Origin of the sequence: Methanococcoides mangrovi (genome assembly GCF_052057775.1) — an archaeon.
In the GTDB taxonomy this organism is placed as follows: domain Archaea; phylum Halobacteriota; class Methanosarcinia; order Methanosarcinales; family Methanosarcinaceae; genus Methanococcoides.
On sequence record NZ_CP195121.1, the window covers coordinates 1,476,298 to 1,490,545 of the forward strand.

Annotated in this window: 15 protein-coding genes and 1 tRNA gene; 6 read left to right on the forward strand and 10 right to left on the reverse strand. The window is 43.3% G+C overall.

Annotation, left to right across the window (positions count from 1 at the left end; all coding sequences use genetic code 11):
- Positions 1-52: 52 nt before the first annotated feature.
- Entirely contained in the window at positions 53-343 is a 291-nt protein-coding gene (locus ACR3I3_RS07485; protein WP_440951642.1) for a hypothetical protein, read from the reverse strand.
- A 161-nt stretch (positions 344-504) separates the two neighbouring features.
- On the opposite strand from ACR3I3_RS07485, the gene ACR3I3_RS07490 reads away from it, so the two are divergent.
- A tRNA-Val gene (locus ACR3I3_RS07490) sits at positions 505-581 on the forward strand.
- A 602-nt stretch (positions 582-1,183) separates the two neighbouring features.
- Here the strand turns inward: ACR3I3_RS07490 and ACR3I3_RS07495 are convergent.
- The 3 genes from ACR3I3_RS07495 to ACR3I3_RS07505 all read right to left on the reverse strand — a co-directional run bounded on the left by ACR3I3_RS07495 (position 1,184) and on the right by ACR3I3_RS07505 (position 3,954).
- Positions 1,184-1,435: a hypothetical protein gene (locus ACR3I3_RS07495; RefSeq protein ID WP_440951643.1), complete on the reverse strand. Its 252-nt coding sequence runs from the start codon at positions 1,433-1,435 to the stop codon at positions 1,184-1,186.
- 12 nt (positions 1,436-1,447) lie between these two features.
- Entirely contained in the window at positions 1,448-2,818 is a 1,371-nt protein-coding gene (locus tag ACR3I3_RS07500; protein WP_440951644.1) for a hypothetical protein, read from the reverse strand.
- 770 nt (positions 2,819-3,588) lie between these two features.
- Complete coding sequence (locus ACR3I3_RS07505) at positions 3,589-3,954, reverse strand: DsrE family protein (protein ID WP_440951645.1); 366 nt, start codon at positions 3,952-3,954, stop codon at positions 3,589-3,591.
- A gap of 298 nt (positions 3,955-4,252) precedes the next feature.
- On the opposite strand from ACR3I3_RS07505, the gene ygiD reads away from it, so the two are divergent.
- From ygiD to ACR3I3_RS07530, 5 genes are all read left to right on the forward strand, one after another.
- Entirely contained in the window at positions 4,253-5,005 is a 753-nt protein-coding gene (gene ygiD, locus ACR3I3_RS07510) for a 4,5-DOPA dioxygenase extradiol (protein WP_440951646.1), read from the forward strand.
- A gap of 264 nt (positions 5,006-5,269) precedes the next feature.
- The gene (locus tag ACR3I3_RS07515) at positions 5,270-6,508 is read left to right on the forward strand and encodes a uracil-xanthine permease family protein (RefSeq protein ID WP_440951647.1); all 1,239 of its coding nucleotides are present in this window, start codon (positions 5,270-5,272) and stop codon (positions 6,506-6,508) included.
- 43 nt (positions 6,509-6,551) lie between these two features.
- Positions 6,552-7,247: a uracil phosphoribosyltransferase gene (upp, locus tag ACR3I3_RS07520; protein ID WP_440951648.1), complete on the forward strand. Its 696-nt coding sequence runs from the start codon at positions 6,552-6,554 to the stop codon at positions 7,245-7,247.
- 298 nt (positions 7,248-7,545) lie between these two features.
- Entirely contained in the window at positions 7,546-8,379 is an 834-nt protein-coding gene (gene mmrce1, locus ACR3I3_RS07525) for an MmRce1 family CPBP family CAAX prenyl protease (protein ID WP_440951649.1), read from the forward strand.
- Positions 8,380-8,388: 9 nt separating this feature from the next.
- Complete coding sequence (locus tag ACR3I3_RS07530) at positions 8,389-8,946, forward strand: class I SAM-dependent methyltransferase (RefSeq protein ID WP_440951650.1); 558 nt, start codon at positions 8,389-8,391, stop codon at positions 8,944-8,946.
- 101 nt (positions 8,947-9,047) lie between these two features.
- Here ACR3I3_RS07530 and ACR3I3_RS07535 read toward each other — a convergent pair whose 3' ends face one another.
- The 6 genes from ACR3I3_RS07535 to acs all read right to left on the reverse strand — a co-directional run bounded on the left by ACR3I3_RS07535 (position 9,048) and on the right by acs (position 14,096).
- Complete coding sequence (locus ACR3I3_RS07535; protein WP_440951651.1) at positions 9,048-9,359, reverse strand: hypothetical protein; 312 nt, start codon at positions 9,357-9,359, stop codon at positions 9,048-9,050.
- 11 nt (positions 9,360-9,370) lie between these two features.
- Positions 9,371-10,363, reverse strand: a complete 993-nt coding sequence (locus tag ACR3I3_RS07540; protein ID WP_440951652.1) for a DUF7490 domain-containing protein — start codon at positions 10,361-10,363, stop codon at positions 9,371-9,373.
- A 16-nt stretch (positions 10,364-10,379) separates the two neighbouring features.
- On the reverse strand, positions 10,380-11,171 hold the full coding sequence (locus ACR3I3_RS07545) for a hypothetical protein (RefSeq protein ID WP_440951653.1): 792 nt from the start codon (positions 11,169-11,171) through the stop codon (positions 10,380-10,382).
- A 254-nt stretch (positions 11,172-11,425) separates the two neighbouring features.
- On the reverse strand, positions 11,426-11,719 hold the full coding sequence (locus tag ACR3I3_RS07550) for a hypothetical protein (protein ID WP_440951654.1): 294 nt from the start codon (positions 11,717-11,719) through the stop codon (positions 11,426-11,428).
- A gap of 18 nt (positions 11,720-11,737) precedes the next feature.
- Positions 11,738-11,977 (reverse strand): hypothetical protein, encoded by a 240-nt coding sequence (locus ACR3I3_RS07555; RefSeq protein ID WP_440951655.1) that lies wholly within the window; start codon positions 11,975-11,977, stop codon positions 11,738-11,740.
- Positions 11,978-12,206: 229 nt separating this feature from the next.
- Positions 12,207-14,096 (reverse strand): acetate--CoA ligase, encoded by a 1,890-nt coding sequence (gene acs, locus ACR3I3_RS07560; protein ID WP_440951656.1) that lies wholly within the window; start codon positions 14,094-14,096, stop codon positions 12,207-12,209.
- Positions 14,097-14,248 lie beyond the last annotated feature (152 nt).

Below are 14,248 nucleotides of genomic sequence, written 5' to 3' on the forward strand. Positions count from 1 at the left end.
AAATAATGGAATTCCAAATTAATTATTAGCTGTTACTAAACATCGACCTTTATTATTGACATTTCTTTCCAATGCCTGTACGTGTGAACATGTCCCTGATGTCCTGTGCAGTGGCAAAATCCTCATAGGCTTCCTGAGCCATCTCAGGAGTCTGGAACATCCGGACAAAGACGCAATCCAGTTTCCCATCTTCACTTGTAGTTATTACGCGCAATTCGTGTTCATCTACAGGTGCCCATATCACGATCTGTCCCTTTTTATTGTCATAGTTGAGGTCAACCTTGAACTCTTCAAGCTGTTTACTATGCTGGACAATCCCACAACATTCAGTATTATCGGTCATGCTATCAACGTATGTACTACTGCTTATTAATGGTTGTGATGCTTTCCTGCACATCCCCGCCTTCATACGAAAAACGTTATATAATACTAATGCTATTATGGGGTTGCACATCCCCATCACACAAGTGATGAAGGATTCCGATGTGCATTATTAGCAACACTGGGCCCGTGGTCTAGCCGGTCATGACATCGCCTTTACACGGCGGGGGTCGTGAGTTCGAATCTCACCGGGCCCACCACACTCCTATTCTTTTGGTTTTCGTGATGAAGAGCCTTGTTTTTGGTATTTTGAATTTAAGATTGAAGTTTCCGTTCTGCTGTCAGTGAGGTGTTGAGCGTAGCGAGGAAGCTCGGGATGTGGTCTGGAAGCGTGATCTGGAGCTTGGTGATCTGGAGGTCTCCGACAATCCAAATAAAGGAATCAGAATCATCCCTCCAATTAAAGTTTGGGTGTGCTATGGACTGAATCGTGAACCAACATCCGTATTTAGTTAAAAAACAATATTAAACATGGGAGTGGGAGCTAAAGGATCGTTTGTCGATTGGTCGTCCACCATGTATGCCAAACTATCCAGAAAAACGGGTTAACTCACATAGGGGGCTCCTGTTCCCACGTTACAACAATTTGATTCCTTCCCGAAAAATTCACCGGCAATTCATCTCTTGATATGATCGAAAAATGTCACTGTAATGATATACCTCCAGGCAGTTCCCGAAAAGCCACAAAAATTGTGAACTATATTCATAAGCAAGAGAATTTTCGGCAAGTATCAATATTGTTGGAAGGATTGCAGTATAAAATTTAAAAGAAAAAGAAAAAAGGGTCTGAACTTTTATTCGTTCAGACTTCTTCGATGGTTAGATTCTCGTCCTCATCAAGTTCCGAGAGTGAAGCTTCCAGTTCGTCAAGATCACTTTCAAGGGCCTCTATCTCTGAATCGGTTAGTCCAATTCCTTCCTCTACAAGTATCTCATCCGCAGTTTGTGCTTCGGCATCAACAACCTCTTCTGCAGGCTGGTCGCCAACACAACCTGAGAATGTGAGTCCTATCAGAAAGATCGCGATAATTCCAATGTGCTTAAAGCCAACCATGATTACATCACCTCAATTGTTTTCGTCGTCTTCGGAACTATCGTCTTCTTCTGAGTTGTCCCCATCTTCCTCATCATCATTTACGGATTCATCTTCGCTTTCTAGTTCAATCTCTTCTTCTTCTTCTTCTTCTTCTTCTTCCTCATCAGAGTCATCATCGTCTGCAAACTCCATCTCGAGTGCTTCATCACCCTCCCCGATATGATAAGTACCTTCTCCTGAAAGTGAAGAACTTCCAGATCCTTCTGCAAAGATAGTCATATCTTCTCCGCGTATCATTATGGTAAGCCTTGTTCCGTTAATGGTAGCGTCACCAGTGAAATCATCATATACAAAGGCACAACAGTCGTCGTCTTTCTCTTCATTCACGAGATCATATTCGCCGGTGATGTCAATTTCTGCATCCCCTGAAAGGTCCTTGATAACAAGCATTGCATCTGTTGCGCTGATAGTAACGTTAAGCTGTCCGGAAAGGACGATGGTACCGTCACCTTCTGCATTAAAAGGTCCCTCGCCGGCCATGTTCACAAAGCCTTTCCTGAACTGTTTCATCTCCTGCAGAAGTTCTCTGAGCTTCTCGTTAGCTTCTCTGGTCTTATCGATAGCATCCTCAATCTCTCCTTCTTCCTGGAGTGATTCGGCTTCAGCTATCAGCTTGTTGTATTCATCAAGCATTTCCTGAAGTTCTTTGACATCCTGGCCGTTCTGTTCCATCTCCCTTATTTCGTTCTGCAGGCGTTCAGAGATGCGATTGGCGTTGGCAATATGATCATCAAGCCTCTCACCAATTTTCATTTCATTGGAACTTCTTATGTCGGCGATTGTATCTTTCCAGAGGTCTCGGATCTCCTTCAGAGCATCAGAGAGTTCTTCCCTTGTTTCTGCATCCTCAACATCTACTCTGATAAGTTCGAGCTTGTCGATGTAATCGTCAATTGTCTCGTTTACATCTTCAGGATAGTCTCCTTCATCTTTGATATTCTCAAGGCGAATTATCATGTAGTCGATGGTGCCATTCAGGTAGTCTTTAGATGCATTGAACATTTCTTCAGATGTCAGCAGACCCCTTGCCTGATTGTTCTTTATCGTTTGGAATTCAGATGTCATTTTATTATAGTCGTTCTTAGCATCCTGGATATTCGTCCGATTCTGGATTCTCAAAAAGTCCCTATCTCTATCCCTGTCCATATCCATGTCTCTGTCGGTGTCCCTGTCCCGATCTTGTACAGGATCGAAAGTATCACTAGGATTATTCTTTTCCAATGGTCCAGGTGCAGTCTCAGATCCATTTCCATTGTCTGCAAGTGCAGTAATCGACAGAACACTTGCTACCATAAGCACAGCAGCGATGATTACAATACCTTTTGTCGTTCCTCTCTTCATTCTGGATCCCTCCATTATCATGAAATTAACTTACAAAATAATGTTTGGGATACTTGGATATATACTTACTTTAGAACTGTATTATTCGGAATACCATTTCTTAAAATTTGCAGGTATTTTAAAACTTGATTATTCGAATAAAACTTTATAATCCTTTATTTGATAATTAGCTAAAATAAAATTTTTATTATGAATTAATAATTTGTATGCAGATTTCTTATCGATCATTTATCCAAGACCGATGTGTATATTTGTGCCAATGGAGTTCATTTTTACATTCTACAAAAGATGTATATTTGATTCAATAAAGCACTGTATGGTCCTTATAAGGTAATGCAACAGAAATCCTGTTTATGAAATTAATGGACCAACAACCCTCCAAATTCCGGTTTACAAAACTAAACAAAAGACAAACAATAGTGTCCAAGAATATCGTTTTTTGTAAACTGGCAAGTTGGGTTTCCAGGTATTCGACTCTGGTTTCGAGGTATGGGGCTAGAGAGTCTAAATTAGAATTAAAATCAAGATGTGGAATTGTGGAGGATCTGTAGGTTCATGTTTATCCTTAAATCTGCCCCAGTTCCAACTTACCTTTTTGAGTTACATTTAGTATTGTTATGAATGTATTTATATATCAGAATTAGTGTTACATTCATCAAAATTCGTGTGAACATCATAAAGCTAAGTGGATGTATGACATCCCGGAACTGCCGCCAAGCGAGAATCCGGCCTAATGCAAATATTCAGTTTTGAGGACATCGCGGATCACATCATAACGTAACTATCAGTTGACCTTCCCTGCAGTATTCCAGAAGCATTTCTGCTATCTCCTGCGACTCGATGAACTCAATACCTGATATAAGCTCTTCCTCTTTCATTCCTATAATGGACGCTCCAAGTTTGCAGCATTTGAATTGTACGCCCTGTTCCATGCATTCCCTTATCTTGTCATCATAGGCAGGAGACCCGCATTTATCTGCTTTTCCAAGGATGACGCCCATAGGGCCGAATATGATCACTACTACATCAAGACCCTTATTTCGATAGTAATGAGCAAACCGAAGGGTTTCCATGGGGCTGGTACTTTCGTAGACCATGCTCTTGAGAAGCAGTAATACTTTCGTAACCTCTGTCATTTATACACCGTGCCTGTGTGCTTCATCAATCGTTTTTGTTGCGAACATTAGTTAAGTGTTTTCATTGATGACGAAACAATAAGGTGATTTACATTTATCTATTTGCGGAAAGTTCCATACCTTGATCCTTATATCATAGAAAGTGTGAAGGAGACCTGTCCATGTATACAAGGTGAAGCCCTGATTAAAGAAGAGTTATATACGTCCCCATCATTTTCTTTATGGGGGTAATTCAATTATTGAGAGCTTAAATGATACCAGGAAAATGCCTGTGTTATTCATAGGCCATGGTTCACCCATGAATATAGTTTTGAAGAACAGCTACACGGATAGCCTTGTTGAACTCGGGAAGGAACTGCCAAGGCCAAAGGCCATAATGGTGATCTCGGCGCACTGGCTTACAAACGGGACCTATGTCACATGTAATGAAAAGCCCAGGACCATCCATGACTTCTACGGATTCCCGAAGGAACTATACGAGATCAATTACCAGAGTCCCGGTTCCCCGGATCATGCCGAACTTGTGAGCAATATCGTGAGTGGAGGACAGGTCAAATGCAGCAGTGAATGGGGACTGGACCATGCATCCTGGGCCGTGCTGAATCACATGTATCCTGAAGCCGATATCCCCGTGTTCGAGATGAGCCTGGATTATTCCTTTAATGAATGGAATCCGAAAATAATCCAGCATCATTATGATCTGGCAGCAGGACTTGGAGAGCTGCGCAGAAGGGGTGTCCTTATCATAGGCAGTGGCAATATAGTCCATAATCTGGGACTGATCGATTTTCGCAATATTGATGCAGAACCTTATGATTGGGCTGTTGAATTCGATGAGAAGGTCAGATCCAACCTGCTCTCAGGGAACCACAGGGATCTGATCGAATACATGAACATGGGCAGAACAGCATCCATGGCTGTGCCTACACTTGATCACTATCTGCCAATGATCTATGCGATAGCATTGCAGGAAGAAGATGATGAATTGAAATTCATTCACGAAGGGTTCCAGTATGGTTCAGTCTCGATGAGATGTTTCCAGATTGGTTAAAGTTTCCTTCATGCAAATAGCCTATCAGACCTGCTAATTTTTAGCGTTGCTGATCGTCACATCTGTTTGAATCCAGAACTTATCGCACTGCCTGAAATGAGCAAGAATCATTCTACAAAACCCGAGTAACAAAAGTTAAGAATAAAGAACAAATCTACTATCTCAATTTACCTTTATATTCATCATTTTGAAAAACGTTCGAATATCACTTTCACTTCAAGATATCACTCGATATCAAACCCCCTAACCCTCTGGAGCTAAAATATGAAACGTATCGTTCTAGGATTTCAACATGTGCTGGCGATGTTCGGTGCGACCATCACCGTTCCGCTGGTAGTGGGCTCTGCCATCGGATTGCAGATCTCGGAAATAGCCGTACTTATACAGGCCGTCCTGCTTGCCATGGGTGTGGCGACCCTTATGCAGACGTTCTTAGGTTCTAAATATCCCATCGTCCAGGGCTCAAGCTTTGCATTCATTCCCGGCATTATAGCAATCGGTTCCGGTATGGGTATGGCTGCTGTCCAGGGTGCTCTGATAGTTGGAGGAATTCTCGAAGGGATCACCGGGGGATTGTCACTGATCGGCAGGCTGAAAAGATTCTTTTCACCTCTTGTTACCGGGATAACTATAATGCTTGTGGGCTTTTCCCTTGCTCATGTTGCTGTTAAATATTCTGTCAACTTCTTCGTGGACCCTGCCGGAATTTCCATATTTCCTTCATTGCTTGTGGCTTTTTTAACATTCACAACTACCATACTGATCTCCCTGAAGGCAAAAGGCACCTTAAAGGCAATGCCCGTCATCGCTGGTGCACTTGTCGGATACATCGTAAGTATACCCCTCGGACTTGTTGACTTCACTCTCGTTAGGGAACTTCCGTTCTTCAGCCTTCCGAAACTTATGCCATGGGGAACACCCGTATTCGACATAAGTGCAATAATCATCCTGCTGTTCGCCTTCATGGTCAGCATCATCGAGAGCGTGGGGGACTACCATGCCATCTCAACCATAGCAGACCTTCCGATCGATGACAAGAAGGTCAACAAGGGAATTGCTTCCGAAGGTTTTTCCTGTTCGATCGCCGGTATATTCGGAGCATGCGGTACCACCAGCTATTCTGAGAACATAGGTCTTGTTGCTCTTACAAGGGTGTCAAGTCTCCAGGTGGTACAGATCGGTGCAGGTATACTCATCTTTCTCTCATTGATACCAAAGTTCTCAGGTCTGCTTGCAACCATCCCTGCACCGGTAATGGGAGGGCTGACAGTGGCACTTTATGGTATGATAGGTGTCACCGGTCTTAAGCTGATCAAGGATAAGGTCGAATTCAATGACAGGAACACATTGATACTTGCAAGCTCGCTGGTCCTCGGACTTGGAGCACCCCAGCTTCCTCCGGAATTCCTGGTCCATTTCCCACAGCTTGTTGCAAGCATACTGGAATCAGGAATGGCAGTTGGTGCAATATCTGCCATAATAATGGACCAATTGTTAAAATAACATTCATTTATCATTCAGATATAACGGAAATTGAGGAAATAATATGTTCAAAGACGAAAGATGGGAAGGAGTCTATTCATTCGAGGATTCCCCATACCTTATGGAGATACTTACAACACTAAGGTCAAAACAGACAAAGAACATAAAGTTCAGAAAAGGTCTTGTCAAGCTTGGCAGGTACATGGGATACGAGCTTACAAAGACAATGGATTTCGAGGACATAAGGATCGAAACCCCGCTGGAAGCGACCGATGGAGTGGCTCCGGGTGACAGGGACCATGTACTGATAATCACGGTTCTCAGGGTGGCGATCCCCCTGATGGAAGGTCTCCTTAAGACATTCGAGAACGCAAAGGTTGGTATCGTTTCAGCTTCCAGGGGAAAGGCCCCGGACTTTGAGATCGATATGAGCTATACGAAGATCCCACACATAACCTCGAAAGATACAATTATAATCTCAGACCCTATGATCGCCACAGGTTCGACCCTCCTGAAGACGGTCAAGGAACTGAAGAAGTTCGAAAACCCCAAAAGGGTCATAATTGTCGGTATCCTTGCAGCTCCTGAGGGGGTAGATGCCATCAAGAAGGAACTTCCGGAAGTGGAGATCTACGTCACAAAGATCGACAGGGAGCTTAACAAGAAGGGTTACATCCTCCCCGGATTGGGCGATGCAGGTGACAGGGTATATGGAGAACCACTGGACATGTCCCTGCCTCAGATGCACAATCTGGAGTGAATATCGATTTTGCAGAAGGCCTGCAATCCATTTAATTTTTAGAAATACGTTTTTTAGAGATAAGTGCTCCAAATTGTTTATGTCACGTAGAAAGAGAGGAGCATTCTTTATTTTTTTATTGCCAATCAATCTCAAGTTCATCGGTTTTTAACGAAATGTCATGTAAGTACACTTGCAGGTTCAACAGAAAATAATGGTTTAATGGCAAGTATTATTTATACTTTTAAACTAAATTTAGCTATGCATAAAATGTAATCCCATCTTAAAAGCCTGTCCAAATAAGATCTGGTGATATAATATGATACCTGACTACAATTACAAACCCGGAATCTATTATCTTTCAACTTTTATCATGACCTATGCTCTCTGGTTTGCAGGAGCATATGTAAGCTTCCAGAATAATGGTGACAGTCTATATATGCTGCTTATGCTGCCGGGACTTATGGCACCATTTCTGATCTCACTTGTTATGATCATCAGGTCTAAAAATATGGATCTTAGAAGGGATTTTGTCAACAGGCTGATAAACCTGAGGTTGATACAGCCAAAAGTGCTACCTGTATTTATCCTGCTAATGCCTCTGTCGGTTCTGGTATCTATCTTTATTTCCCTGTTGTTCGGTGGATCTGTATCACAGTTCCAGTTTGCCGAAGGCTTCTCCTTTTCTACCGGTTTTGTCCCCGTATTGCTATTGCTTCTGCTTGCAGCAGGCTTTGAAGAGCTGGGATGGAGAGGCTACGCCTTTGACAGCCTGCAGAGCCGGTACACCTACTTCAAAGCATCGCTGATTTTCAGTATACTATGGTCCCTCTGGCACTTCCCTCTGGTATTTGTCAACAATTCCTATCAGTATGAGATATTCCACGAAAGCGTCTGGTATGGTGTGAACTTCTTTGTCAGCATCATCCCCATGGGAATGATAATCAGCTGGATATGCATAAAGAACGGGAAAAGTATCATTGCTGCAATTGTTTTCCACTTCATAGTTAACATATCGCAGGAGATCCTGAATATCTCACAGACCACAAAGATGATTGAAACCGCCGTTCTCGTTATTGTGGCTGCTGCCATCATTGCATATGATCGGGAAATGTTCTTTTCCAAGGAACATCTTGTAGATAATTACCTTTAAGGGGATATTGTGAAAATCCGATATAATCGCGTTTGTCCGGCTGAGATCGCAGGTATTCTTGACAATGGGATAAGAAGATGGCTCCAGAATCCCCGGAAGATGCTGGAGCCTTTTGTAAAAGAAGGAATGACAGTTCTTGATCTTGGCTGTGGTCCCGGTTTTTTCTCAACAGAAATAGCCCGGATTGTCGGCAGTTCCGGTCTGGTCATCGCTTCGGACCTGCAGGAGGAGATGCTTCATAAGCTCAGGAAGAAGATCAAGGGGACGGAGCTGGAGAAGCGTATTGTACTACATAAATGTGAAGAGGATGTGATCGGTATCTCTGAGGAGGTCGATCTTGCAATAGCTTTTTATGTGCTTCATGAGGTGCCTGATCCGGAAAAGACCCTCAATGAGTTGGCTTCAATTGTGAAGACAAACGGACTTCTCTTCATAGCAGAACCATATCTGCATGTTTCATCGAAGGGATTTAGTAAGTTTCTCAAAATAGCTTTAGACAATGGTTTCACAATTGTGGGAAGGCCAAAGGTATTTCTCAGCAGGGCAGTTGTTCTAAAAAAGGGCTGAGACCTGTCATTTTCTTTTTTGTACAAGTCTCAGCAGATCTGAATGTCAGGGAACCCGGTTTCAATATCATGATCGGATTTATTGATCGATTGATTTATTGATTATTTTCCCAGGAACATCTTGATCAGATAAACTCCCATAACCACAACCATCAGGCTAAAGACTGCCTGCATCAGCGCCTGGTACCTGGGATTGAATAGAGCAAATATTGCTTCCTGCATGCTGAAAAAGAAGGAGAACAGGGCTATGAATATCAGAGCCACAAGTACGATCACAACTGATGCATTTACGAGCTTTTTAAAAGATTCATCGTTGCTGCTATCTGAAGTTCTTCTTTTTGTATCCCTGTTCTCTGGTGCATGGATCTCTTCTTCCCTGCTCTCTATGTTAGTTCTGTCGTCTTCCCCTTTCATATTGCTCCCCTTCATTTTCTTTGCTTCTTGCTGCTGATCATTTTTCTGTTAACGATCCCGGCAACCAGAAGAATTGCTGATATTGTCATCAGTATCTGGAATCCAGGTGTCTCATCTTCAGATGGTTCTTCAACTGCTTCGTCTGTTGCCTCCTCGACAATTGGTGTGCCTTCTTCTACAAGCTGATACGTATTGATAACGTCTATCTTATAGATCTCATCCAGCTTTACCGGCATCGGGGTTTCGGATATGGCAACTTCCTGTCCGTTCTCTTCCACTACGACTGTAAATGTGTACTCTTCAGTCCTCGGGAGGACAAAACGGACGTTCCCTCTGACCCTGCTTGAACCTTTGAGTATCCCGAGTTCGTCACTTTCAGTGTATGCTGTGTAAGGGTCCACCCTTGCGGTCACGATCATATTCAGGGACTTCGAATCCCCTCCTTCGTTGTAGACCCCGGGAGAGATGTCTACCACTGCTTCCCTATCCGAGTTCACAAACTTTGTGATCACAAGGTTCATGTCAGTAAGCTTGATCCTGGCGGGCTGTTCATCTGATGGTTTTTCTTTTACTGTAACAAAAGTACCTCTTTCTTCCAGAAGCCTGTCATCCTCAAAGAGCTGAACTTCGATAATATACTCTCCCGGTTCCATAACCTGAAGGGATGCACTGTTGTAGGCCATGGATTCGGCTTTGACATAGCCCATATCAATGTTCTTTTCTGAGACTATCAGCTGCGTGCTTTGGTCGATAACATTGATCTTTACAGAAAGCATCGAACTGTCGGAACTCTCATCATTACGGATGTAGGGAGTTACTGTCAGTATAGCTCCTTCTCCCTGGGGAGTGGACATAACATCGATGTCCTGAATGAAGACCTGATCATATTCTCTGTAAAGGTCTCCCGGTGTGTCGATACAACCGGAAAATGAAGTAAGGATCAGGCTGATGGCAATGATACATAAAAAGAGGGGTCTTTTAGACCCTGAAATCCCGTATCTCATGGCGATCAGACCTGTCTTAAAGTTTTACTTTGAGCACAAGGGACTGTGAATCTATGAGATGTTCTCCCTGCATAAGCCTGACGTATACATCGGTTTCTCCGTTTGGAGCATCCTCAAGGATCGGGATCTCAACACCACGGGTATAGGATGTACCGCCTCTTGCCATTGATTGGGTTATGGTGAAATTCGCATTTCCTCCGATAAGCTCGTTATCGATATCAACAAGCACAACCAGACTGTCTGCAGCGATAGTTGTCTGTCCGTCGTTCTTAACTGAGAACTTTATGGTGACATTCTCACCCTTTTCAGCTTCCCAGGTGGAAACCGGTGGAGCTGCAAGCAGATCATCTATATCTGCTGCAAAGCCTACGAACTGGAGTTTTGCATCAGGAAGGACAACGGTCTTAACCGGAATGTTCTTTGTCTGGATCACAGGCTTTTCTTCCTCATCAAGTCCTGATGCGTATGATACGGTCAGCATCGTGGTCTCTTCAACGGAATCGAAGGCAGGTGCCTGGATCCTGGCATTGACCGTGGCCTGCTTGGTTGCAGGAATATTTATGTAAGAACTATCTCCGAGAACTGCAAAAGGACCAAAAGAGCTCACTCTTACGGAATCAATGGGTTGGCTGGTATTGTTGTTAAGCACCAGCACGGATATGTCCTGTTCATGGAATTCTTTCATGACAATTGGTTCTGTGCTCAGGATAAGATCTTCCGAAGCTACCGGTGTCATGGTCTGTGTAGAAACACAACCACACGCAAGAATAGCTGAAACGATCAATATAAGTACTAAATTTTTGTTCATATAACATCCTCTTTCAAATTTAAAATATGTAACAAAATTAACATAGAAGCTATATAAATGTTATCAGTTACTGTTTGATCCGGATCTTATACTACATTTTGGAAGTCCATATTGTCTCGAACGTGGTTATTACGTATATAGTTCAATTTATCACGTTTTAAAAATTGAATGAAGGATCTACTTAATGGATCCTTTATTTCAATATTTTCAATATTTCTCCGATAAGATCGGGCTTAAAAATTTTACAAAAAAGATCAGGAATGATCTGCATCCGGCTGCAGACGATATTTGCTAACGTCCATTGGTGAGACTAATGGATAATATGTGACAAAATCTTTGCTCAGGCCTAATACGTCCGTTATCCATGATTCCCGGTGTTCTAAATACTTCTTGCCTGCACATTCTTTGCAAATGGTATACGGCCATATCGCATTTGCATCATATTTGTTTCTACAATGCTCACAAGTTCTCTTTTCAGGAGCAGGACCATTCTTAATGTAGTCATTCTTTATTGCCGTAGCAACTTCCCTGAACCTCTCTACTACCATATCCTTGTTAACTGGTTCCTATGAGATGTGATGTTCCCTTAGAACTGATGAATATGCTGGTTTAAACAGATCATTTGGGAACTCTGGCAAAAAAGAGGTAATTTCCGGTCCCTCATAACCCAGTATCTCTTCAAACAGTATGTCAGCAAGTTCCGAATTTAATTTTTTTGCACATTCATGGCATGTGATGTTTGCCCATGTTCTTCCAACAGCGTAGTCGTTATGGCAGTATATGCATTTCCTCACTTCTTTAAACATAGATCCCCTTTCCCCTTTTACATCATGTTCTCAAAAACTTATAAGGATTTCTGTATTTTCAAAAAAGAAATGATTTGGAGATCCAGAGTATTTTTTTAAGATCCCTGAGGTCCCTGAGATCTTTTATATTGACCTCATCGTTTATTTTTTAACGGAATATAAGATCTTTCAGCTGGTCTTGTTGTTCAGATCAGCGGAGATTAAAACCCTTAAAAAAAGAAGGAGGAACTTAATCCTCCAGTGTAGACACATCCCCGGGATCAGTTCCGAGTTCCTGTGCCTTAAGTAACCTCCTCATGATCTTTCCGCTTCGGGTCTTTGGCAACGAGTCAACAAATTCGATCTCAGAAGGCATTGCAATTGGGCCCAGATTCATCCTTACATGATACATAAGATCAAGCTTCAGTTTATCTGAAGAGGTGAACCCCATGCGAAGTATGACGAAAGCCTTGATGGAATCGCCCTTTAGAGGATCAGGTATTCCTATTACAGCAGCTTCAGCCACAGCCTCATGAGAAACAAGTGCGCTCTCTACCTCCGCACTTCCGATGTTGTGACCGGCAACGATAAGGACATCGTCTGCACGCCCCTGTATCATGATGTAACCATCCTCATCTTTTATGGCAAGATCACCTGCACTGTAGTAATTACGGATCGTTGTCCAATACTGGCGATACCTTTCATCATTACCATGAACGGTCCTCATCATGGAAGGCCAGGGTTGCTTTATTACAAGGAAACCAGCTGTTCCTGCTGGTACCGTGTCGCCATTCTCATCCACAACATCAGCAACTACACCTGGAACGGGTCTTCCCGTGAATCCCGGTTTCATTGGCTCTCCAACTGTTGTGGTGAGCATGTGCATGCCTGTCTCAGTCTGCCACCATGTATCAAGAACCGGACATTTTTCCTCACCGATCACACGATAGTACCATTTGAACGCTTCAGGGTTCAGAGGCTCGCCAACCGAACCGAGGATCCTCAGGGAACTCAGGTTGTATTTCCCAGGCCATTCTTCTCCCATCCTCATGAACATGCGTATCGCGGTTGGTGCCGTGTAGAAGACGCTCACATCGAACTCCTCGATCATGCTCCACCAGACCCCCGGATCTGGATAGTCAGGTGTCGTCTCTGAAATGAGGATCGTTGCACCCATTGAAAGAGGACCATAGACAATGTAGCTGTGACCAGTGATCCATCCGGGGTCTGCAGTACACCACATGACATCGTTTTCCTTCAGGTCTAAAACGTTCTTAGTGGTATAATAGGAGCCTACCATGTAGCCACCGCAGGCATGGACTATTCCCTTTGCCGGACCTGTAGTTCCGCTGGTGTAGAGAATGAACAGCGGGTCCTCAGAATCCATCATCTCGGGCTCACACTCTTTTTCCACGTCTTCCATTATCTCATAGAAGTCAACCTCGATCTCGGAAAAGAGCTCCATTTGCGGGGTCATTCTTCTCAGGACAACGATCTTCTCAACGCATGAGGCATTGACCACAGCTTCATCCACAAGGGACTTCAGGTCAATGCGCTTGCCACGCCGAAGGCTTGCGTCTGCAGTTATGACGATCTTTGCCTGTGCATCCTTTATTCTGGAATGCAATGCTTTGGCGCCGAATCCTCCGAAAACAACACTGTGGATAGCACCGATGCGTGCACATGCCAGCATGGCCACGATCTGCTCGGGTACCTGTGGCATATATATGCATACCCTATCCCCTTTCTCAACCCCGAGGGATCTGAGCCCATTGGCAAATCTCATGACCTCACGGTAAAGCTGTCGGTATGTGATGATCTCTTCTTCTCCATTATCACCTACCCAGATCATTGCGACCTTGTTCCTTCTTCCGTTGAATACATGACGATCAAGGCAGTTGTAGGTGATGTTCATTTTTGCATTGGTGAACCATTTTGCATAGGGATGGTCCCATTCCATCACCCTGTCCCACTTTTCGAACCATTCAAGTTCCTCTGCAACATTTTCCCAGTGTTTTTCAGGATCTTTGAGAGATTCACTGTAAACCTTTTCATAATCCTGCATCCAGGAATTTTCCTTTATCGATGGATCAGGAAGGTAACTTTTGCTGTCCAGCTTTACATCAAAATTTTCAGACATGTTCACTCTGTTCCTAACTATTATTCATTATATTTCTCACATGACCTGACTTCGTTTCAGATCAATCGAACTCAGCTTTGGAACCATACAATAAGATCCAGCAGACAGAAAAATAACACCTTCCGTTATGGATGTTTATGGAACCAAATAAG

What these genes read in the sequence shown, in the direction of transcription:
- ACR3I3_RS07540 (WP_440951652.1), bottom strand. Translation starts at nt 10,363, where the DNA reads ATGAGATACGGGATTTCAGGGTCTAAAAGACCCCTCTTTTTATGTATC.
- ACR3I3_RS07515 (WP_440951647.1), top strand. Translation starts at nt 5,270, where the DNA reads ATGAAACGTATCGTTCTAGGATTTCAACATGTGCTGGCGATGTTCGGT.
- upp (WP_440951648.1), top strand. Translation starts at nt 6,552, where the DNA reads ATGTTCAAAGACGAAAGATGGGAAGGAGTCTATTCATTCGAGGATTCC.
- mmrce1 (WP_440951649.1), top strand. Translation starts at nt 7,546, where the DNA reads ATGATACCTGACTACAATTACAAACCCGGAATCTATTATCTTTCAACT.
- ACR3I3_RS07495 (WP_440951643.1), bottom strand. Translation starts at nt 1,435, where the DNA reads ATGGTTGGCTTTAAGCACATTGGAATTATCGCGATCTTTCTGATAGGA.
- ACR3I3_RS07535 (WP_440951651.1), bottom strand. Translation starts at nt 9,359, where the DNA reads ATGAAAGGGGAAGACGACAGAACTAACATAGAGAGCAGGGAAGAAGAG.
- ACR3I3_RS07500 (WP_440951644.1), bottom strand. Translation starts at nt 2,818, where the DNA reads ATGAAGAGAGGAACGACAAAAGGTATTGTAATCATCGCTGCTGTGCTT.
- ACR3I3_RS07550 (WP_440951654.1), bottom strand. Translation starts at nt 11,719, where the DNA reads ATGGTAGTAGAGAGGTTCAGGGAAGTTGCTACGGCAATAAAGAATGAC.
- ygiD (WP_440951646.1), top strand. Translation starts at nt 4,253, where the DNA reads ATGAATATAGTTTTGAAGAACAGCTACACGGATAGCCTTGTTGAACTC.
- ACR3I3_RS07505 (WP_440951645.1), bottom strand. Translation starts at nt 3,954, where the DNA reads ATGACAGAGGTTACGAAAGTATTACTGCTTCTCAAGAGCATGGTCTAC.
- ACR3I3_RS07485 (WP_440951642.1), bottom strand. Translation starts at nt 343, where the DNA reads ATGACCGATAATACTGAATGTTGTGGGATTGTCCAGCATAGTAAACAG.
- ACR3I3_RS07545 (WP_440951653.1), bottom strand. Translation starts at nt 11,171, where the DNA reads ATGAACAAAAATTTAGTACTTATATTGATCGTTTCAGCTATTCTTGCG.
- acs (WP_440951656.1), bottom strand. Translation starts at nt 14,096, where the DNA reads ATGTCTGAAAATTTTGATGTAAAGCTGGACAGCAAAAGTTACCTTCCT.
- ACR3I3_RS07555 (WP_440951655.1), bottom strand. Translation starts at nt 11,977, where the DNA reads ATGTTTAAAGAAGTGAGGAAATGCATATACTGCCATAACGACTACGCT.